The organism is Variovorax atrisoli, from assembly GCF_014195185.1.
GTDB classification, from domain to species: domain Bacteria; phylum Pseudomonadota; class Gammaproteobacteria; order Burkholderiales; family Burkholderiaceae_C; genus Variovorax; species Variovorax atrisoli.
The window spans coordinates 1-19,023 of sequence record NZ_JACIBG010000004.1 but is presented as its reverse complement, the minus strand read 5'-3'; the positions used below and the strand labels follow the sequence as shown (position 1 = coordinate 19,023).

The window sequence follows — 19,023 nt, the reverse complement described above, 5'->3', positions numbered from 1 at the left end:
TGCTCCGGTGAGGACGCATGGAAACCGCATCGGGCACAGGCGCGCCCGATGCCGTGCCCCGCGGGTCCGTCGTCCGTCAGCGGGTCTCGGTGGTGGCCACGTTCCAGCCGAACTTGACTTCGCCGCCGGCGGCGCCCTTGTCGTCCTGGGCCTTGTAGGCGAACTCGATGTCCTTGAACGAGCAGGAGACCTGTTCCTGCACGTCGCCGCCTTGCGCGCCGCCGGGGCCGACCATGGCGATGAAGACTTCCTTGAGCGTGACCTTCAGGTACTCCTGCTGGCCTTCGCCCGACTTGCGGCAGGTCAGGACCAGGTCCTTGAAGTGCTTGCCGCTCACGCAGTTCTTGGCCAGCACGGGGGAGGCCTTGTCGTAGGTGTGCGTGAAGTGGAACTCTCCCGGCGTGGCCTTGCCCTTGCCCGAGCCGCCGCCCGAGCCGGCGCCCGAGGCGTTGCTGACGTTCCAGGTCCACGACGAGATCTCGATCTCGTCCTTGTGGTCCTTGTGGGAAGACTCGCCCTTGACGCCGTCGAGCTTGATGTGAAAGTCAGAAGACATGTTCCTACTCCTTGGAACCCGATTGCGTTCGGGCAGTTGCTGTTGATGATCGAGACGGATGCTTGTGCTGCCGGTGGCTTGTCGGCGGGGCCGGTCCCCGGCAGCTGTGGATAGAACGAAACGGGAGCCGGAATTTCAAGAAAGTCCGGCCCGTTTTTTCAGGCCTTCACGCGCCGCCCTTGGCCGAGGGCAGCTTCGACACCAGGCGCAGCGAGACCGTGAGTCCCTCGAGCTGGTAGTGCGGGCGCAGGAAGAACTTGGAGGTGTAGTAGCCCGGGTTGCCTTCCACTTCCTCCACGATCACCTCGGCGGCGGCCAGCGGCTTCTGGGCCTTGGTGATCTCCGAGGAGTTGGCGGGGTCGCCGTCCACGTAGTTCATGATCCACTTGTTGAGCCAGCGCTGCATGTCCTCGCGCTCCTTGAAGCTGCCGATCTTGTCCCGCACGATGCACTTGAGGTAGTGCGCGAAGCGGTTGCAGGCGAACAGGTAGGGCAGGCGCGCCGCCAGGTTGGCGTTGGCGGTGGCGTCGGGGTCGTCGTACTCGGCGGGCTTGTTCAGCGACTGCGCGCCGATGAAGGCCGCGAAGTCGGAGTTCTTGCGGTGGATCATCGACAGCAGCCCCGCCTTCGAGAGCTCGGCCTCGCGGCGGTCGCTGATGGCGATCTCGGTGGGGCACTTCTGGTCCACGCCGCCGTCGTCGCTCGGGAAGGTGTGCAGCGGCAGGTTCTCCACCGCGCCGCCCGACTCGATGCCGCGGATGCGCGAGCCCCAGCCGTAGAGCTTGTACGAGCGGTTGATGTTGGTCGCCATCGCGTAGGCAGCGTTGGCCCACGAATACTTGTTGTGGTCGGCGCCGGCGGTGTCTTCCTCGAAGTCGAACTCCTCCACCGGATTGGTGTTGGCGCCATAGGGCGTGCGCGCCAGGAAGCGCGGCATGCACAGGCCGAGGTACTTGGAATCGTCCGACTCGCGCAGCGAGCGCCAAGCGGCGTACTCGGGCGTGGAGAAGATCTTGGTCAGGTCGCGCGGGTTCGCGAGCTCCTGCCAAGACTCCATCTGCATCAGGTTCGGGCTCGCGCCGGTGATGAAGGGCGCATGCGCGGCCGCGGCGATCTTGGCCATTTCGCCGAGCAGTTCCACGTCGGGCGGGCTCTGGTCGAAGTGGTAGTCGCCCACCAGCGCGCCGAAGGGCTCGCCGCCGAACTGGCCGTACTCCTGCTCGTAGATCTTCTTGAACATCGGGCTCTGGTCCCAGGCCGCGCCCTTGAACTTCTTGAGGTTCTTGGCCAGCTCCTGCTTGGAGATGTCCATCACCCGGATCTTGAGGTTCTCGTCGGTCTCGGTGTTGTTCACCATGTAGTGCAGGCCGCGCCACGCACTCTCGAGCTTCTGGTAGTCGGGGTGGTGGATGATCTTGTTGACCTGGTCGGTGAGCTTGGCGTCGATCGCGGCGATCATGGCCTGGATCGACTTGGTCACGTCCTTGCCGATGACGGTGCTGTTGGCCAGCGCCTGCTGCGCCAGCGTGAGCACGGCGGCTTCGACGGCGCTCTTGGCTTCGTCGCTGCGCGGCTTGAATTCCTTCTGCAGCAGCGAGGAAAAGTCGCTGCCCGCATATTCGACGTCTTTCAGCGCGCTCTGTTCGAGTGCTTCGGCCATGGTGATCTACTCCTCGTGTGCTCTGATGGTTGTCGGAATCAGGCAGCGGGTGCGCCGCCGTCCTCGGGTTTCTTGCTCGCGGCCAGCGTCTGCAGCAGGGCCGGGTCCTCGAGCACCTTGGCCAGCAGTTCCTCTGCGCCGCCCTTGCCGTCCATGTAGGTGACGAGGTTCGACAGCTGCGTGCGCGCCTCCAGCAGCTTGTTGAGCGCGCCGACCTTGCGCGCCACCGCGGCGGGCGAGAAGTCGTCCATGTTCTCGAAGGTGAGCTCCACCTTCAGGTCGCCCTCGCCGGTGAGCGAGTTCTCCACCGCGAAGGCCGCGCGCGGCTTCATGGCCTTCATGCGCGAGTCGAAGTTGTCGACGTCGATCTCCAGGAACTTGCGGTCGGCCACCGGCGCGAGCGGATCGGCCGGCTTGCCGGAGAGGTCCGCCAGCACGCCCATGACGAAGGGCAGCTGCACCTTCTTCTCGGCCCCGTAGAGCTCCACGTCGTACTCGATCTGGACCCGGGGCGCCCGGTTGCGGGCGATGAATTTCTGACTGCTCTTGGCCATGGAGATGCTCCTTGCGGGTGTGAATGGGGACGGATGCGGGGTGGTCGGGGCTTATTCGGAAGGACGTCGGCCCGTGACCGTTTCGATGGTGTCCATCGCGTTCGGCGCGAGGTTGGCCATGATCTCGAGGAAGCTCACGCCGATGAGCTTCTTGGCGCGCTCGATCAGCAGCGGCGCCGGATTGCCGGGCTCGGCCTGCTCCAGGTAGCGGATCACCCGGTCGAGCATCTGCACCGCGTCCTGGCGGCTCTGGATCTCGCCGCGCGCCGCGGCAGGGCGTACGGATGCCGTGCCGCCGGCCTGCGTGTCTTCGGCGCCCGCGCCCGCGTCCTGCGCGGCGGCGCCATCGGCAGTCGATCCGCTGGCGGAGGCGCATGCCTTCTGCAGCACGCGCGCGATGGAGCGCAGCGGGTCGAGGTCGACGGCATCGGTGCGGCCGGTGCGCTCGGCGATGAGCTTCCTCAGCTGCTCCACCAGCGCAGGCACCTCGAGCGCGGCCGCGACGGCATCGGGCCGCTCGGCCTGTATCGCCTCCAGCCCGCCCTGCACCTGCGCCATCGAATAGGTGGCCTCGCCGCCCACGGCGGTGAGCGCGTTGTGCGCGATGGCGATGTCGCGCACGCGAATCGGACCCACGCCGCGCGCATTGCCGACCTGCGCCTCGTAGAGGTCGCGCAGGCCCGTGGCCTCGTCGGTCAGCGGCGCGAGCGCGTTCAGGCGCATCGTCGGGTCGTTGTCGTCGTCGGCATCCAGCTTTGGATGTATGCCGTCCCAGAAGGTGTCGAGCAATGCATTGAGCAGCCGCAGCCCGGCGGCGAAGCCCTGCACGCCCTGCATGCGGGTGGACGCGCGCAGCAGCAGCACGGCGGCGCGCACGTCCTTGCTGCGGCGAAGGATGTTCTCGGCCTTCTCGCCCACCTCGCGCCACTCGGGCTCGACTGCGGGGATCACCGTGTCGCCGAACTGCTGCTCGGGCTTGCCCTGCGCATCCGCGACCAGCGCCATGAAGTCCGCGTCGTACTCGAGATCGTCGCCGCAAGGCGATGCATCGCCGATGGGCGCGAGCAGTGTTGCAGCGAGTTCGTTGGTCAGCATGTTGCCTATCGGAGTTCGCTGGTGATAATCAAAGATGCGTCTTGACCGGTCAATGCAACGAAGGGAATAGCATGCGCACGCTGGGTACACACCATTCGTCCTATGAGGGCTTCCTTGCCGCAGCAACGCGGCGCCACATCGCCGTTCTTGGCCTTGCTGGAGCCGGTCTTCTGCTTGCGGGCTGCGCGGCGAAGCCCGTGGTCACCACCGTGGCCGTCACGCTCACGGCAGGTGCGGACGCCAACCCCGATGCGCGCGGCCGCGCATCGCCGCTCACGGTGCGCGTATATGCATTGAAGTCGCCCGGCCCGTTCGAAGGCGCCGACTTCTTCTCGCTCTTCGAGAAGGACCAGGCCACGCTCGGCGCGGAACTGGTGCAACGCGAGGAAGTGCTGCTGCGGCCCGGCGAGACGAAGAAGCTCGACTTCAACCTGCCGCCCGACGCGAAGTCGATGGGCGTGATGGCGGCCTATCGCGATCTCGACCGCGCGCGCTGGCGCGAGGTGCGTCCGGTGGTCACCGGCAAGGCGCAGTCGCTGGACGTCACTCTCGGCGCGCGCGCGATGCGCATCGACTCGAAGTAACGCCTTCTCTATCGCTCCCGCTCAGGAGGGCCTTCCGGGACGCACCAGGGGCTGGTCGACCGGAAGGAAATGCTCGAAGAGGTCGTGCACGAAGGCTCCGCCGGCCGCATCCGATGCGGATGCCGTGAGATAGAGGCCGCGCCAGCGCGGCGCGCGCTGCAGCCCCTTGCCGTGGTTCTCGAACAGTACCTGCGCGAACTCGCGCAGCCCCGGCTGCAGGGCGCGGACCGCTTCCACGAACTCATGGATCGCGAGCCGTCCGGTGGGCCCCGGCTGCTCGCGCAACAGCGACATGCGCAGCGCGTGCAGCTGCTGCGCGATGGGCTCGAACACGGCGTCGAGCCGCTCGCCCGCAGGAGTCTCGATGAAGGCGGAAGGATCGGTCAGCCGATGTCCCAGCGCCTGTGCGAGCACCTCTGGCGGCAGGGCGCCGCGCAAGGTCGCGTAGCCCGCAAGCCGTTCGAGCCCGGTCACGACGAGATAGGTGGGCATCAGCAGCCGGAGGCCGTCGCTGGCTTCGTCGAGCAGGCGACGCGTTCGCTCGGCGAGCGACTTGAGCTGCGAGGCTTCGGCATCGAGCAGTTCGCCGGCTGCCACCGCCACCACGAGGCCGTTGAGCGGCAAGCGATCTCGTCGCTCAGCAAGTGCCAGAAGCGAGTGCAGCCACAGGCTGCGCGACTGCCGTGGCGTATCTGCGGTGTCCCCGACCGCGCCCGGATCGATCTCGATGGCCACCAGCCGTCGGGTCAGCCACCAGTGCCACCAGGCGGCCTGGGATGCGTCATCCGCGCGCTCGGCGTGCGCGGTCTCCAGCAGCCCGCGAAGGTTGGCGGATGCGTCGCCGAAGAAGAGCAGCCACGGAACGGGAGGCCTTGCACATGGCGTGCGGCGCATCGCCTGCTGTGCCTGCGCCATGCCTTCCTTGAGCGTGTCGATGGCGATCGCCGGCGCGCCCGCGTCGGCCGTAGGCTCGCCCATGGCCGCGAGGCGCTTCTGCAGCCCGCGCCGCCGCGCGCCGCGGCCGGCGTCGCGCACCACCGCGTACAACAGGCCGAAGCCCAGCAGGCACAGCGACAGCAGCAGCCAGAAGCGGTGGGCGGGCGAAAGGAGCAGGGCATTCATCGCGAGACGGTCTCCAGGAAGACGAAGTCGGCGATGAGCCGGTCACTGTTCTTGCTGGCCGCGAGCGATTCGCGCAGCCGCAGCAGGTAGGCGGAGGCGAGCTCGAAGGGGGGCCTGTCGGCGGTCTCGGTGAGGGGCGTGGGCGACGAGAGCACGGTGATCAGCACGCTGCCGAAGGGCGGGCTCACGAGCCAGCTGGAAGGAATGTCGCGGCCCAGCTCCAGCGTCTCGCCCGCGCGCAGCCGCGTGGGCGCCTGCCCGGCGTTGAGGTGCATGACGGAGCCGTCGGCCGTGTAGTAGTCGACCCAGATGTAGCTGTCGTGCCGCGGCGCGGTCACCTGCACGCGCACGTTGTCGCCCTCGCGCAGGCGGCCTTCATGGGCGGTGGGGGAGCCCACGTCCAGGCCGTATGACTTCTCCGCGTTGCGCACCTGGTAGGGCTTGAGGATAGCGAACACCTCGCAGTGCGGCCATACGCGCAGGCCGATGTCGAAGCGCGGCGATCCCACGCCGGACAGGGCGCTCACCTCGCTCTCGACGCGCGGCAGGTCGCCTGGCTGCGAGACGAAGCCGGTGATCCGCGTGCCGCCTTCGGGGTCGATGCTGGCCGTGAGGTCGGCGCAGGCGAAGGTCTGCAGGTGCTGCTCGATGCGCTGCGCCAGGCCTGTGTCTGCAGCCGGAGGGCGGCCGGGCCACAGCCACGTCAGGTACAGCAGCGGTAGCGCGAGGGCCAGGGCGGCGGCGCCGAGCAGCAGGGTGCGGTCGCGCCGGCGCGTGTCGTTGGGTCCGCGCGGGTCCGGCACCTCGTAGGGCTGTGGCGTGATGTGGTCCTGCAGCAGGCTGCCGGTCGACAGCGGGCGAAGCAGCAGCTGGCGGCCGTGCAGATCCTTCAGCTTGCCGAGTTCGCCGTGGTCGCCTTCCTCGAAGTAGTACTGGCCCTTGAAGCCGAGCGCCAGCGCGTGCCAGTACACCTCGCGCACCGCATCGTCCCCGGGGCCCAGCGCCGAGAGGTGATGGAAGAACTCGCTGTGCGCGTTGTTGGAGTTGAAGAGCTGCACCTGCAGCGCGGCCGCGGTGCCCCCAGCGCCCGAGGTGCCCGTGGTGCCGGCGGCGTCCGGATGGCGCGCGAGGATCTCGTCGATCCAGGCGACCATCGCGAAGGAGGCCGACTCGATCTGCGCGGCGGGCGTGCCGGCGGTCTCGGCGCCCGCGCGTGCCGCGTCGAGCAGCCGGCGGGCCCGCTGCTGCGCCGCGTCGTGCGGCAGCAGGGGCGCGCCGGAGGCGATGGACGCATCCAGCGCGAGGCCGGACGAGATGAAGCTGGAGAAACAGTCGAGGAGGCGGGCCATGAACGGGCCCGCTCATTCATGCGTTGCGAAGGATGCCTTGCACCGGCGTCTGCAGCGATGGCACATGCCCATGTCCCCGGTTCCTTCGAGTAGGCGTCCATTCTTTCAAAGGGCTTGCGGCGGGCGCCATATCGCTTGGGGTCTATGCCGTTGGTGGGGCCGCCGGCCTTGCTGCGCGGGGATTTCGCCGGTATCTTCTGCGCCTGCGGTGCATTGCACGCTGGGATACGGGGAAAAGACATCATGAAAATACTGATCGCCGACGACCACCGGCTCGTCATCGAGGCGGTCAAAGCCAAGCTCTCGGAGCTGGAGCCCGGCATCGAATTCGTCCTGGCGATGAGCGTCGACGAATTGCTTGCCGGAGCCACCGACGACCTCGACCTGGCCCTGATCGACCTCAACATGCCCGGCGCCGATGGCCAGGCCCACATCGACGAGATCCGCCAGCGCCATCCTGCGGTGCCGGTGATCGTGCTGTCGGGCTACGAAGACCCGGCCATCATGCGCAGCGCGCTCGAGCGCGGCGTGCTCGGGTTCATTCCCAAGGCCTATTCGCCCGACGTGATGCTCTCGGCCGTGCGGCTGGTGCTGGCCGGCGGCGTGTATGTGCCGCCGATGATGCTGACGGCCGTGCCGCCGGGCATCGTGGCCGGCATGGCGCAGCAGCCGGGCACCGAGTCGCTCGTGCGTGGCGGCGCTGCCGGCGGCGGCGGCGGCGGCCAGACGCTGGAGCACCTGCGCAGCGTGCTCACCGAGCGGCAGGTCGAGGTGCTCCAGCTGCTGTCGCAAGGCAAGCCCAACAAGCTGATCGGGCGCAGCCTGGGCATCAGCGAAGGCACCGTGAAGATCCACCTGGCTGCGATCTTCCGCGCACTCAACGTGCGCAACCGCACCGAGGCGGTGGTGGCCGCCCAGGCGCTGACCGAGGCGCAGCAGGCCTGATCGGCCCGCGCCTGCCGCATGCCGTCCGCCGTGCGGCGCGGCTGCGGAAGGCGCCACTGCCTCAACTCTTCGACGCCACGCAGGCCATCTGCAGCTGCTGCAGGTGCGAGCGGAAGGCGACCGCGTCCTGCCAGCCGTCCACCACGAAGCGATGGTCGGGCGCGGCCGGCATGCCGGCGGCCGGGGCCACGCTCACCCGGTAGCGCTCCTCGGCCGAGAAGGCGACCTGCAGCGTGTCCAGCCGCAGCGAGGCGATGGACTCGCGCCCGCCATGCGCGGTGGTCGCGAGCCGCAGGATGCAGGGCGTCGCCAGCGTCATCCTCGCATCCAGGGTGCGCGCCTCGTGCCGCAGCATGCCGTTGAGTGCGTGTACGTGCTCCGCGGCGCTCATGTCGCTGGCGGTGGGGGCGTCCTTGGTCGGATAGCCGTCGGTGCAGGCGCCCGCCATCGCCGCGATGGCGAGCCCGGCCGCGATCCAGCGCCATCGCCGCCTGGCCTCGTGCACCGTCATACCACCAGCGAGACGATGCCGGCCACGCCCGTGCAGGCGGCCACGCCGGCGAGCAGGCCGGCATCGCGATGGTTCGAGACCAGGCGTTCGCGCCAGGCGAGATACAGCAGCAGAAGGCTGGCGCCGAAGATGATCCAGGTGAGTTCGTTCATGAGCTAATGAATTTGGGAATCGGGTGCGTGACGCGCCGTCGCCCGCGCCGGCCATGGCCGCGCAGGACGACGACGAACGCGACGCGCGGGCACGGCGGCCCGACGTCGCGTATTGCGGGAAAGAAGGTGAGGAAGGAGGGCGGCCGCGAGCGGCTGGGCCCGCACCTTCGCCTACGCGGCGATGCGCGTGCGTGGCGGCTTCAGGGGAACCGGTGGCACGCGCGATGGGGGCGCGTGGATGTCCTGCGGCGGCGATGCGTCATGCCACCTTGCATGGTGCAGCGTGGCATTGCGAAGTCCGCAGATTTCGGAGAGGTCCGGCGCGAGGTCGGTGGCCGGGGAGCGTTCTTCGAGTGTGGTGAACGGCCCCGCGGGGGCCTCGCAGTGGATGTTCGACAGATGATGAAGCCCCGCAGCGTCGACCGGTGCCCTGGCCGCGTCATGCGACTTGGCCAGCGCGGCGAAGCTCTGGCAGCCCACTGCGAACACGAGCAGCAGAGACAGGAGCCAGCGGGGAATCATCAGGAGAGAGAAAGGAAGGCGGGCGTTCTTCTTCAGCGCTTTGCGAAGACGCCGTTCCACGCGAACACCGAGTTGGGTGCGTTCACGCGCAGCGGCAAGGCGGCGGGGCTCAACGGGGTTTCCTTCTTCTTCGGCTGCGAAGGTTCGTGTTCCACGCGCACGCCCTTGGCCAACTGGTCCTCGACCAGGCTTTGCAGCGTGACGGAGCCCAGGAACTCCATCACATGGTGCTTGGCGGAGGCCCACAGCGCTTCGGTGGAATAGCAGCCCTTGCCGCCGGCCTCGCCCTTTCTCGACGAGTCTTCCGCGTCGGACAGCGGTTGGCCGTCGACCGAGGCGAGGATGTCCGCCACCGTGATCTCGGACGCCCTGCGCGTCAGTGTGTAGCCGCCGCCCGGTCCACGGGTTGCCTTGATCAGCGCGTGCTGGCGCAGCTTGCTGAACAGCAGTTCGAGCGACGAGCGGGCAATGTGTTGGCGCTTGCTGATCGACGCCAGTGGCACGGGGCCGTCCTGCTCGCGCATCGCGACATCGATCATGGCCGTCAAGGCGAAGCCGCCCTTCGTCGTGAGACGCATGGAGTATTCCTCGTTGTTGGGTTTTTCAAACGATGGGGCATAGGTGTGCAAAAAGCCCCGAAAAGTTTCCGAGGCGCGCGGGCGACGGTTTTGAAACAGTTTGAAAGCCTCATCGGCGCCGGGTGCGGCTGCAGCACCGGCGCTGCTCTGTAAAGTGTCGGGCGATTCCACAACCACCCGCGCCTGCCTTGAACTTCCTACGCCCTGACCGAGCCCTTTTCGATGCCGCCATCGTCGATCTCGACGGCACCATGGTCGACACGCTGGGCGACTTCGCCGCCTCGCTGAACCGCATGCTCGACGACCTTTCGCTTGGGCATGTGGCGCCCGCCGCCATCGAGACCATGGTGGGCAAGGGCTCGGAGCACCTGATCCATTCGGCGCTCGTGCACGTGCTGTCTCCGGCCCTCTCCAAAGCCGAGGCCGATGCGAAGGCGCGAGCGCTGTTCGACCGAGCCTGGGAGCGCTACCAGCATCACTACCTTGCCATCAACGGCCGGCATTCGGCGGTGTACCCCGGCGTGATCGAGGGGCTGCAGGCGCTGCGCGCGCAGGGCCTGCGCCTGGCCTGTCTCACCAACAAGCCGACCTCGTTCGCCAAGCCGCTGCTCGCCGACAAGGGGCTCGACGGCTTCTTCGAGCTGGTGTTCGGCGGCGATGCCTTCGACCGCAAGAAGCCCGATCCGCTGCCGCTGCTGAAGACCTGCGAGGCGATGGGCACCGAGCCCGCGCGCACGCTGATGATCGGCGACTCGAGCAACGACGCGCGCGCCGCGCGTGCGGCCGGCTGCCCGGTGATCCTGGTGACCTACGGCTACAACCACGGCGAGCCGGTGCGCGGCGTGGATGCTGACGGCTTCGTCGATTCGCTGGCCGAGCTGTTGCCGGCCACGGGGCGCTGACGCCAGCAGGCCCGCTGCGATGCCTACTGCTTGCCGAGCAGTGCGTCCTTGAGCTTCCAGTCGGCCGGGTTCGGTCCCAGCCAGATGCGCAGCAGCGCATTGAAGAAGGCCTGCTCCTTGATCGGATCGGGCTGGGGCACGCCGCGCACGGTGATCAGCGTGCCGGTGCCGGGAAGCCAGTCGACGGTGAAGGTGTCGCCGGCCTTCAGCTGCTTCTGGTCGGCGAACATCTGGCCCATGCGCAGAAGGCCCGGGATGAGATTGACCATCTCGCTCTTGGGCGAGTTGTCCTCCACGCCCTTGGTGAAGAGCTTGCCGAGCTCGTTCGCGTCGATGTCGCGCAGCATCGTGATCGACACGCGCTTGGGGCCGGGTGCGGCCAGCGCTTCCTCGGGGGTCGAGACCTTCCTGCCCACGTAGAGGCCGGCCGCGTAGACCTTGAAGATGGCCTTGTAGCGGATGCCCGCGCCGTTGAGCAGCAGGGGGTTGCCGCGCAGGTCCATCTGGTCGTCGAGCTTGACGCCGCCCACGTCGACCTGCGCGGCCGAGGCACCGAGACTGGCGACGGCGAGGCAGGCTGCCAGGGCGAGGCGAGGGAACACGGTCGTGAACGAAAGGGTGGGCAACGCTGTCTCCTTGGAGTTTTGCGAACGATCGTTCGAATGTATCTTTTTGTTCTACTTGCCCGGCTTCGGGGGAACCCTGAAGCGCTGCCGATGCGGGCGATTGCGCGTCCTGGCGTTTTCGTGGGCTAAACTCCGCAGCTCATATGTTCGTTCATCACGTCATTCAAACAGGTGAAGGCAGCCGGGGAGCCTGGCCCTGGCGTCGCCATACTTCGCTGACTGTTTGATTGCACGGCGCACGCCGTGCGCCCGCGGCTCAGGACCGGCATGCTCGCCGGCACCAGGCCACCCGTGAATGACCTTGCCGTCGGCCGAAGGAGCGCCGCAGGCAACTGGAGAACGTATCCGTGATCACCGAACTTGAATTCAAGAGCCTCAGCGCCCAGGGCTACAACCGCATTCCGCTGATGGCCGAGGCCTTCGCCGACCTCGAGACTCCCCTTTCCCTCTACCTCAAGCTGGCCCATTCGCAAGGCGGCGGCAAGCACAGCTTCCTGCTCGAATCGGTGGTGGGCGGCGAGCGCTTCGGGCGCTACAGCTTCATCGGGCTGCCGGCGCGCACGCTGCTTCGCGCCAGCGGCTTCGGCGCCGAGGCCCTCACCGAAGTGGTGACCGACGGGCAGGTGGTCGAGACCGTCAAGGGCAATCCGCTCGACTTCGTGGCCGAGTACCAGAAGCGATTCAAGGTGGCGCTGCGGCCGGGCCTGCCGCGCTTCTGCGGCGGCCTTGCCGGCTACTTCGGCTACGACACCGTGCGCCACATCGAGCGCAAGCTCGAGAAGTCCTGCCCCCCCGATGCGCTGGGCTGCCCCGACATCCTGCTGCTGCAGTGCGAGGAACTGGCCGTCATCGACAACCTCTCGGGCAAGCTGTACCTCATCGTCTATGCCGATCCGAAGCAGCCCGAGGCCTACGCCACGGGCAAGCGCCGCCTGCGCGAGCTGAAGGAAAAGCTCAAGTACTCGGTGAGCGCGCCCGTCGTGAAGCCGACGCAGCCGCACCCGCCCGAGCGCAGCTTCGCCAAGGCCGACTACCTCGCGGCGGTGGAGCGCGCCAAGGAAATGATCGCCGCCGGCGACTTCATGCAGGTGCAGGTGGGCCAGCGCATCAGCAAGCGCTACACCGAGTCGCCGCTGTCGCTGTACCGCGCGCTGCGCTCGCTGAACCCCTCGCCCTACATGTACTACTACAACCTCGGCGACTTCCACGTGGTGGGCGCGTCGCCCGAGATCCTGGTGCGACAGGAGAACACGGGCGAGGGCGAGCAGAAGATCACCATCCGCCCGCTGGCCGGCACCCGCCCGCGCGGCGCGTCGCTCGAGCTCGACAAGGCGGCCGAGATCGAGCTGATCAACGACCCCAAGGAGCGCGCCGAGCACGTGATGCTGATCGACCTCGCGCGCAACGACATCGGCCGCATCGCCAAGACCGGCACCGTGAAGGTGACCGAGGCCTTCGCGGTCGAACGCTACAGCCACGTGATGCACATCGTGAGCAACGTCGAAGGCACGCTGAAGGACGGCATGACCGCCATCGACGTGCTCAAGGCCACCTTCCCGGCCGGCACCCTGACCGGCGCGCCGAAGGTGCATGCGATGGAACTCATCGATGAGCTCGAGCCCACCAAGCGCGGCCTGTACGGCGGCGCATGCGGCTACATCAGCTACGCGGGCGACATGGACGTGGCCATCGCCATCCGCACCGGCATCGTGAAGGACCAGATGCTACACGTGCAGGCCGCGGCCGGCGTGGTGGCCGACTCGGTGCCCGAGCTGGAGTGGAAGGAAACCGAGGCCAAGGCGCGGGCGCTGCTGCGCGCGGCCGAACTGGTCGAGGAGGGGTTGGAATGAGCGCCCTGCCTGATACCCAGAGCGACTTCTCGCACGAGATCATCGGCGCGGCAGTCGAGGTGCAGCGCGTGCTCGGCACGGGGCTCGATGAAGCGGCCTACGCCGCGGCGCTGGCCATCGAGCTCGCGGAGCGCGAGATCGGCTTCGCGCGCGACGTGGCGCTGTCCGCCAGCTACAAGGGCCGTTCGCTCGGCGAGGTGTACCGCGCGGGCTTCGTGGTCGAGCAATCGGTCATCGTCGAACTCAGGGCGGTCGACGTGCTGACCGACCTGCATCGCGCGCAGGTGCAGGCCGCGCTGCGCCTCTCGGGCCTCAAGCTGGGCCTTCTGATCAACTTCAACGTGTTCCCCGTCGTCAAGGGCGTGCACCGGATTGTGAGCAAGCCATGAAACTGCTGATGATCGACAACTACGATTCCTTCACCTACAACATCGTCCAGTACTTCGGCGAGCTGGGTGCGGACGTGCAGGTGCATCGCAACGACGAGATCACCGTGGAGCAGATCGGCGAGCTGATTGGCTCGGGCGTGACGCGGCTGGTGGTGTCGCCGGGGCCGTGCTCGCCGGCGGAGGCTGGCGTCTCGGTGGCTGCCATCGAGGCCTTCGCGGGCAAGCTGCCGATCCTGGGCGTGTGCCTCGGCCACCAGGCCATCGGCGCGGCCTTCGGAGGCAGGATCGTGCGCGCGCAGCAGCTCATGCACGGCAAGACCAGCGAGATCACGACCACGCAGGAAGGCGTGTTCGCGGGGCTGCCCAGGCGCTTCGTCGTCAACCGCTACCACTCGCTGTCCATCGAGCGCGAGAGCTGCCCGAAGGAACTGGCTGTCACGGCCTGGACCGACGACGGCGAGATCATGGGCGTGCGGCACACCGGCTTCGCGCACGACGTGCGCATCGAGGGCGTGCAGTTCCATCCGGAATCGATCCTGACCGAACATGGCCACGCCATGCTCAAGAACTTCCTGGAATAGCATGGCGCTCCTGCAGGCTTCGCGCACCTCGTGTCGCTTTGCCAACCCCCTCGCCGGGAGCGATACCGGCGGCCCGGCAGAGCCGGTTCCGCGGTATTCCCACTAAGGACCCAAAGACATGCCCACCTCCGATTCCCTCGTCGACCTGCGCAGCGACACCGTCACGCAACCCACGCCCGCGATGCGCGAGGCCATGATGGCGGCACCCCTGGGCGACGACGTCTTCGCCACCGATCCGAGCGTGAACGCGCTGCAGGAGAAGATCGCGGCCATGCTGGGCTTCGAGGCGGCGCTGTTCGTGCCCACAGGCACACAGAGCAACCTGTGCGCGATCCTGTCGCACTGCGGCCGCGGCGACGAGTACATCGTCGGCCAGCAGGCGCACTGCTACCGCTGGGAAGGCGGTGGCGCCGCGGTGTTCGGCAGCGTGCAGCCGCAGCCGCTGGACCACGCAGGCGACGGCACGCTGCCGCTCGCGCAGATCGAGGCGGCCATCAAGCCCGACGACGCGCACTTCGCGCGCACCCGGCTGCTGGCGCTGGAGAACACGCTGGGCGGCAAGCTGCTGCCTTTCGAATACGTGCAGGCCGCGACCGACCTTGCCAAGGGCAAGGGACTGCAGCGCCACCTCGACGGTGCGCGGCTCTTCAATGCCGCGACGGCGCAGGCCGCACTGAACAGGCACAGCGACATCCGCGCGGAAGCCCGCCGCATCGCGCAGTGCTTCGACAGCGTGTCGGTGTGCTTCAGCAAGGGGCTGGGTGCACCGGTGGGCTCGGCGCTGGTCGGTTCGCGCGAGTTCATCGCCCGCGCGCACCGCATCCGCAAGATGGCGGGCGGCGGCATGCGGCAGGCCGGCCTGCTGGCGGCGGCGGCCTCGCACGCGCTCGACCACCATGTCGACCGCCTCGCCGACGACCACGCGCTGGCGCAGCGCCTGGCGCAGGGGCTCGAAGGCATCGAGGGACTGAAGGTTGAGGCGCCGCAGACGAACATCGTGTTCGTCGACCTCGTCGGCGCCGCGCAGTCGCGCTCTGCGGAGCTGCTGGCGAGCCTCAATGCGCAGGGCATCCTTGCGACGGGGCTCTACCGGCTGCGTTTCGTGACGCACCTCGATGTCGATGCCGCCGGCGTCGACCGGGCCGTCGCGGCGATCCGCGCCTTCTTCAAGTCCTGAAAACCGCGAGCGCGCGATGCCCGACCTTCCCCATCTGCTCGCATTCATCGCCGCCGGCTGGCTGCTGAATCTCACACCGGGGCCCGACGTGCTCTACGTCGTGACCAATTCGCTGCGCTGTGGCGTTCGCGCCGGCATCGTGGCCGGGCTCGGCATCACGGCCGGCTGCTTCGTACACATCTTCGCCGCCGCCGTCGGCGTGGGCACGCTGATGGCGACGTCGGCCGCGGCCTTCACGGTGCTCAAGTACATCGGCGCGGCTTACCTGTTGTACCTGGGCGTGCGCATGCTGGTGTCGAAGGCGGGGCCGCCCGCCGACCTGGACGCGGCCGCCGCGGCGGCGGGCGGGGAGCGCAGCCTCAAGGCGATCTTCCTGGGCGGCTTCTGGACCAACGTGCTCAACCCGAAGGTGGCGCTGTTCTTCCTGGCCTTCGTGCCTCAGTTCATCGCGCCGGGCACAGACAACAAGGCGCTGGCCTTCGTGCTGCTGGGCGTGCTGTTCAACGTCAATGCCATCCCTGTCAACGTGGGATGGGCCCTTGCGGCGGGCTGGATGGCTCGCCGCAGCGCGGTGCGCAAGGGCATGCACTGGCTCGACCGTGTCGCCGGCGTGCTGTTCATCGGTTTCGGCCTCAAGCTCGCGTTCACCGACGCGCCCGCCGCGGTCCGCGTCGGCCGCTGATTCTTTCCGAGGAGACTTTCCATGATCACCCCCCAGGAAGCGCTGCAGCGCACCATCGAGCACCGCGAGGTCTTCCACGACGAGATGCTGCACATCGTGCGGCTCATCATGAGCGGCGAGTGCTCGCCCGTGATGATGGCCGCGCTGATCACCGGCCTGCGCGTGAAGAAGGAGACCATCGGCGAGATCACCGCCGCCGCGCAGGTGATGCGCGAGGTGTCGACCAAGGTGCCGGTGAGGGACACGACGAACCTCGTCGACATCGTGGGCACCGGCGGCGATGGCTCCCACACCTTCAACATCTCGACCTGCTCGATGTTCGTGGCCGCCGCCGCGGGCGCCAAGGTGAGCAAGCACGGCGGGCGCAGCGTGTCGAGCAAGTCGGGCAGCGCCGACGTGCTGGAGTCGCTGGGGGTGAACATCAACCTCAAGCCCGAGCAGATCGCGCGCTCCATCGAGGAGTGCGGCATCGGCTTCATGTTCGCCCCGAACCACCATCCGGCAATGAAGAACGTGGCGCCGGTGCGCAAGGAACTGGGCATCAAGACCATCTTCAACATCCTTGGGCCGCTGACCAATCCGGCCGGCGCGCCGAACATCCTGATGGGCGTGTTCCACCCCGACCTCGTGGGCATCCAGGTGCGCGCGCTGCAGCGCCTCGGCGCGGAGCATGCGGTGGTGGTCTACGGACGCGACGGCATGGACGAGATCTCGCTCGGCGCGGCCACCATGGTGGGTGAGCTGAAGAACGGCGAGATCCGCGAGTACGAACTGCACCCCGAAGACTTCGGTTTCCAGATGTCGAGCAACCGCACGCTGCGCGTGGAGACGCCCGAGCAGTCGAAGGCAATGCTGCTGGGCGTGCTCGACAATCAGGCCGGCCCCGCGCTCGACATCGTGCTGCTGAATGCCGGTGCGGCGCTCTATGCGGCGAACGTGGTCGACTCGGTGCAGGCGGGCGTCGATCGCTCGCGCGCCGCCATCGCATCAGGCGCCGCGAAGGCCAAGCTGGCCGAGCTGGTCAAGGCCTCCGCCACCGTCTGAGCTTCAAGAGAACAGGAAACCGAGAAGCCATGTCCGACATCCTCGACAAGATCGTTGCCGTCAAGCGCCAGGAAGTGGCTGCGGCACTGAAGCGCACCCCGCTCGAAGCCGTGCGCCTCGATGCAGAGAGCCGCGTGCTGACGCGCGACTTCGAAGGCGCGCTGCGCACCAAGATCGCCGCCGGACAAGCCGCGGTGATCGCCGAAGTCAAGAAAGCCAGTCCGAGCAAGGGCGTGCTGCGCGCGGACTTCATTCCCGCCGACATCGCGCAGAGCTACGCCGAAGGCGACGGCCAGATCAGCGCCGCCTGCCTCTCGGTGCTGACCGACAGGCAGTTCTTCCAGGGCGGCGTGGACTATCTCAAGCAGGCGCGCGCCTCGTGCGAGCTACCGGTGCTGCGCAAGGACTTCATCGTCGATGCCTACCAGGTGTACGAATCGCGCGCGATGGGCGCCGACGCGATCCTGCTGATCGCCGCCTGCCTCGACGACGCGCAGATGAAGGACTACGAAGCCATCGCGCGCGGCCTGGGCATGGCGGTGCTGGTGGAGGTGCACGATGCGGCCGAGCTCGATCGCGCGCTCAAGCTGAAGACGGCGCTGATCGGGGTCAACAACCGCAACTTGCGCAATTTCGAGGTGTCGATCCAGGCGACCATCGGCCTGCTGCCGAGGCTGCCGGCCGATCGCCTGCCGGTGACGGAGTCGGGCATCGGCACGCGCGAGGACGTGGCTACCCTGCGGGCAGCGGGCGTCCACGCCTTCCTGGTCGGCGAAACCTTCATGCGCGCCAAGGAACCCGGCGAGGCCCTCGCCGCATTGTTCAAATGAGCCGGCCCGATCAGCTGTCGAGCAGCGACCCCGCCGACTGGCCGGTGGCGCCGGGCTGGCAGCCGCTGGTCGACGAGTTCTTCGGCAGCGCCGTCGGGCAGAAGCTGCAGGCATTCCTGCGCGAGCGGCTCGACGCGGGCGCGGTGATCTTTCCGCCGCAGCCGCTCAGGGCGCTGGAACTCACGCCGCCGGAAGACGTGCGCGTCGTCATCCTGGGCCAGGATCCGTATCACGGCCGCGGGCAGGCCGAGGGTCTGGCGTTCTCCGTGGCGCCGGGCGTGGCGCTGCCGCCCTCGCTGCGCAACATCTTCAAGGAACTGCAGCGCGACCTGGGGACGGCGCCGCCGCCGTTTCCGAATCCGGGCGGCAGCCTGGTGAAGTGGGCTACGCATGGCGTCTTGCTGCTCAACACCTGCCTGACGGTAGAGGAGGCGCAGCCGGCGAGCCATTCCGGTCGCGGCTGGGAGGTGCTGACAGATGCCGTCATCCAGCATGTTTCGAACGGTGCCAAACCTGTTGTTTTTATGCTGTGGGGCTCGCATGCGCAAAGTAAGCGTGCGTTGATCGACGTTAAGCGCCATAAGGTGCTAATGTCGAACCATCCGTCTCCTCTCTCGGCCCAGCGACCGCCTGTGCCGTTCATCGGCTGCGGTCATTTCGGCGAAGCACGTGCCTGGCGTGAGGCGCAGCGGTCGGAGGGGTGAAAACTTAGGCGATAATCGTGGGCTAACGCCTCGAGCGGTTTTTCTGCATCTTCGTTGATGCATGGATTTCCGGGTAGTCACAAAACCGTGCTATATTTCGAGGTTCGCCGGAGAGGTGGCCGAGTGGTTAATGGCAGCAGACTGTAAATCTGCCCTCTTACGAGTACGCTGGTTCGAATCCAGCCCTCTCCACCAGCGATGAATTTGGTTTCTAAGAGCGTTTGGATATCGCGCTTTGGGTGCCTTGAGTGCTCCTGATGCGGGAGTAGTTCAATGGTAGAACCCCAGCCTTCCAAGCTGATGACGCGGGTTCGATTCCCGTCTCCCGCTCCAGAGACCCGGTTCGGCGCCGGAAGCGAATGGTTAGACAAAGCCCTTTTGGCTCAGTGGTAGAGCACTCCCTTGGTAAGGGAGAGGTCGCGGGTCCGATTCCCGCAAAGGGCACCAGTTTTTGGGGGTTGCAAAAGCTGCACTGCAACCCATCTGCATACGTTGGAAACGTTTTTTTCGGAGTCGAAAAATGGCAAAAGGTAAATTCACCCGCACCAAGCCGCACGTGAACGTGGGCACGATCGGTCACGTCGACCACGGCAAGACCACGCTGACGGCT

23 protein-coding genes and 3 tRNA genes are annotated in these 19,023 nt (G+C 67.4%); 15 read left to right on the top strand and 11 right to left on the bottom strand.

Features of this window, described 5'->3' with window-relative positions:
* Positions 1-76 precede the first annotated feature (76 nt).
* From FHY06_RS15375 to tssA, 4 genes are all read right to left on the bottom strand, one after another.
* Complete coding sequence (locus FHY06_RS15375; protein ID WP_019655712.1) at positions 77-556, bottom strand: Hcp family type VI secretion system effector; 480 nt, start codon at positions 554-556, stop codon at positions 77-79.
* Positions 557-722: 166 nt separating this feature from the next.
* On the bottom strand, positions 723-2,216 hold the full coding sequence (gene tssC, locus FHY06_RS15370) for a type VI secretion system contractile sheath large subunit (protein ID WP_019655713.1): 1,494 nt from the start codon (positions 2,214-2,216) through the stop codon (positions 723-725).
* Between the two features lie 38 nt (positions 2,217-2,254).
* The gene (gene tssB, locus FHY06_RS15365; protein WP_019655714.1) at positions 2,255-2,770 is read right to left on the bottom strand and encodes a type VI secretion system contractile sheath small subunit; all 516 of its coding nucleotides are present in this window, start codon (positions 2,768-2,770) and stop codon (positions 2,255-2,257) included.
* A gap of 51 nt (positions 2,771-2,821) precedes the next feature.
* Complete coding sequence (tssA, locus tag FHY06_RS15360) at positions 2,822-3,865, bottom strand: type VI secretion system protein TssA (RefSeq protein WP_184605699.1); 1,044 nt, start codon at positions 3,863-3,865, stop codon at positions 2,822-2,824.
* A 71-nt stretch (positions 3,866-3,936) separates the two neighbouring features.
* On the opposite strand from tssA, the gene tssJ reads away from it, so the two are divergent.
* Positions 3,937-4,449, top strand: coding sequence for a type VI secretion system lipoprotein TssJ (tssJ, locus tag FHY06_RS15355; protein WP_184605698.1), 513 nt, complete (start codon positions 3,937-3,939; stop codon positions 4,447-4,449).
* A gap of 21 nt (positions 4,450-4,470) precedes the next feature.
* On the opposite strand, the gene FHY06_RS15350 is transcribed toward tssJ, so the two are convergent.
* Both FHY06_RS15350 and FHY06_RS15345 read right to left on the bottom strand, forming a co-directional pair.
* Positions 4,471-5,571, bottom strand: a complete 1,101-nt coding sequence (locus FHY06_RS15350; RefSeq protein WP_184605697.1) for a type VI secretion system protein — start codon at positions 5,569-5,571, stop codon at positions 4,471-4,473.
* Positions 5,568-6,920, bottom strand: coding sequence for a DotU family type IV/VI secretion system protein (locus FHY06_RS15345; RefSeq protein ID WP_184605696.1), 1,353 nt, complete (start codon positions 6,918-6,920; stop codon positions 5,568-5,570). The genes FHY06_RS15350 and FHY06_RS15345 overlap by 4 nt, the downstream gene beginning before the upstream one ends.
* A gap of 243 nt (positions 6,921-7,163) precedes the next feature.
* On the opposite strand from FHY06_RS15345, the gene FHY06_RS15340 reads away from it, so the two are divergent.
* Positions 7,164-7,865 (top strand): response regulator transcription factor, encoded by a 702-nt coding sequence (locus FHY06_RS15340; protein ID WP_184605695.1) that lies wholly within the window; start codon positions 7,164-7,166, stop codon positions 7,863-7,865.
* A 61-nt stretch (positions 7,866-7,926) separates the two neighbouring features.
* Here the strand turns inward: FHY06_RS15340 and FHY06_RS15335 are convergent, their stop codons facing one another.
* The 4 genes from FHY06_RS15335 to FHY06_RS15320 form a co-directional block, all read right to left on the bottom strand.
* Entirely contained in the window at positions 7,927-8,376 is a 450-nt protein-coding gene (locus FHY06_RS15335) for a hypothetical protein (RefSeq protein WP_132752077.1), read from the bottom strand.
* Entirely contained in the window at positions 8,373-8,528 is a 156-nt protein-coding gene (locus FHY06_RS15330; RefSeq protein WP_019655720.1) for a hypothetical protein, read from the bottom strand. The genes FHY06_RS15335 and FHY06_RS15330 overlap by 4 nt, the downstream gene beginning before the upstream one ends.
* A 171-nt stretch (positions 8,529-8,699) precedes the next feature.
* Entirely contained in the window at positions 8,700-9,050 is a 351-nt protein-coding gene (locus tag FHY06_RS15325) for a hypothetical protein (protein ID WP_184605694.1), read from the bottom strand.
* Positions 9,051-9,082: 32 nt separating this feature from the next.
* Positions 9,083-9,628, bottom strand: a complete 546-nt coding sequence (locus tag FHY06_RS15320; RefSeq protein ID WP_019655722.1) for an Rrf2 family transcriptional regulator — start codon at positions 9,626-9,628, stop codon at positions 9,083-9,085.
* Between the two features lie 188 nt (positions 9,629-9,816).
* Here FHY06_RS15320 and FHY06_RS15315 point away from each other — a divergent pair, with 188 nt between their 5' ends.
* Entirely contained in the window at positions 9,817-10,530 is a 714-nt protein-coding gene (locus FHY06_RS15315) for a phosphoglycolate phosphatase (protein ID WP_184605693.1), read from the top strand.
* 23 nt (positions 10,531-10,553) lie between these two features.
* Here FHY06_RS15315 and FHY06_RS15310 read toward each other — a convergent pair whose 3' ends face one another.
* Positions 10,554-11,156 (bottom strand): chalcone isomerase family protein, encoded by a 603-nt coding sequence (locus FHY06_RS15310; protein ID WP_126183911.1) that lies wholly within the window; start codon positions 11,154-11,156, stop codon positions 10,554-10,556.
* Positions 11,157-11,503: 347 nt separating this feature from the next.
* On the opposite strand from FHY06_RS15310, the gene trpE reads away from it, so the two are divergent.
* The 12 genes from trpE to FHY06_RS15250 all read left to right on the top strand — a co-directional run.
* Positions 11,504-13,006, top strand: a complete 1,503-nt coding sequence (gene trpE, locus FHY06_RS15305; protein ID WP_019655725.1) for an anthranilate synthase component I — start codon at positions 11,504-11,506, stop codon at positions 13,004-13,006.
* Positions 13,003-13,395 (top strand): GxxExxY protein, encoded by a 393-nt coding sequence (locus FHY06_RS15300; RefSeq protein ID WP_126183909.1) that lies wholly within the window; start codon positions 13,003-13,005, stop codon positions 13,393-13,395. Before trpE ends, FHY06_RS15300 begins: the two co-directional genes overlap by 4 nt.
* Positions 13,392-13,976 (top strand): aminodeoxychorismate/anthranilate synthase component II, encoded by a 585-nt coding sequence (locus FHY06_RS15295; protein WP_019655727.1) that lies wholly within the window; start codon positions 13,392-13,394, stop codon positions 13,974-13,976. Before FHY06_RS15300 ends, FHY06_RS15295 begins: the two co-directional genes overlap by 4 nt.
* A gap of 118 nt (positions 13,977-14,094) precedes the next feature.
* Positions 14,095-15,153, top strand: a complete 1,059-nt coding sequence (gene ltaE / locus FHY06_RS15290) for a low-specificity L-threonine aldolase (RefSeq protein WP_019655728.1) — start codon at positions 14,095-14,097, stop codon at positions 15,151-15,153.
* A gap of 16 nt (positions 15,154-15,169) precedes the next feature.
* Complete coding sequence (locus FHY06_RS15285; protein WP_184605692.1) at positions 15,170-15,835, top strand: LysE family translocator; 666 nt, start codon at positions 15,170-15,172, stop codon at positions 15,833-15,835.
* Between the two features lie 21 nt (positions 15,836-15,856).
* Positions 15,857-16,879, top strand: a complete 1,023-nt coding sequence (gene trpD / locus FHY06_RS15280; protein WP_184605691.1) for an anthranilate phosphoribosyltransferase — start codon at positions 15,857-15,859, stop codon at positions 16,877-16,879.
* Between the two features lie 29 nt (positions 16,880-16,908).
* On the top strand, positions 16,909-17,709 hold the full coding sequence (gene trpC, locus FHY06_RS15275) for an indole-3-glycerol phosphate synthase TrpC (RefSeq protein WP_184605690.1): 801 nt from the start codon (positions 16,909-16,911) through the stop codon (positions 17,707-17,709).
* A complete protein-coding gene (locus tag FHY06_RS15270) occupies positions 17,706-18,413 on the top strand; it encodes a uracil-DNA glycosylase (protein WP_184605689.1) in 708 nt (235 codons plus the stop codon). Before trpC ends, FHY06_RS15270 begins: the two co-directional genes overlap by 4 nt.
* Before the next feature lie 109 nt (positions 18,414-18,522).
* Positions 18,523-18,608: transfer RNA gene (locus tag FHY06_RS15265), tRNA-Tyr, on the top strand.
* Positions 18,609-18,672: 64 nt separating this feature from the next.
* A tRNA-Gly gene (locus FHY06_RS15260) sits at positions 18,673-18,746 on the top strand.
* A 39-nt stretch (positions 18,747-18,785) separates the two neighbouring features.
* A tRNA-Thr gene (locus FHY06_RS15255) sits at positions 18,786-18,860 on the top strand.
* Between the two features lie 73 nt (positions 18,861-18,933).
* Positions 18,934-19,023: GTP-binding protein (locus FHY06_RS15250; protein ID WP_038111923.1), on the top strand; the 90-nt coding region annotated here is incomplete at its 3' end.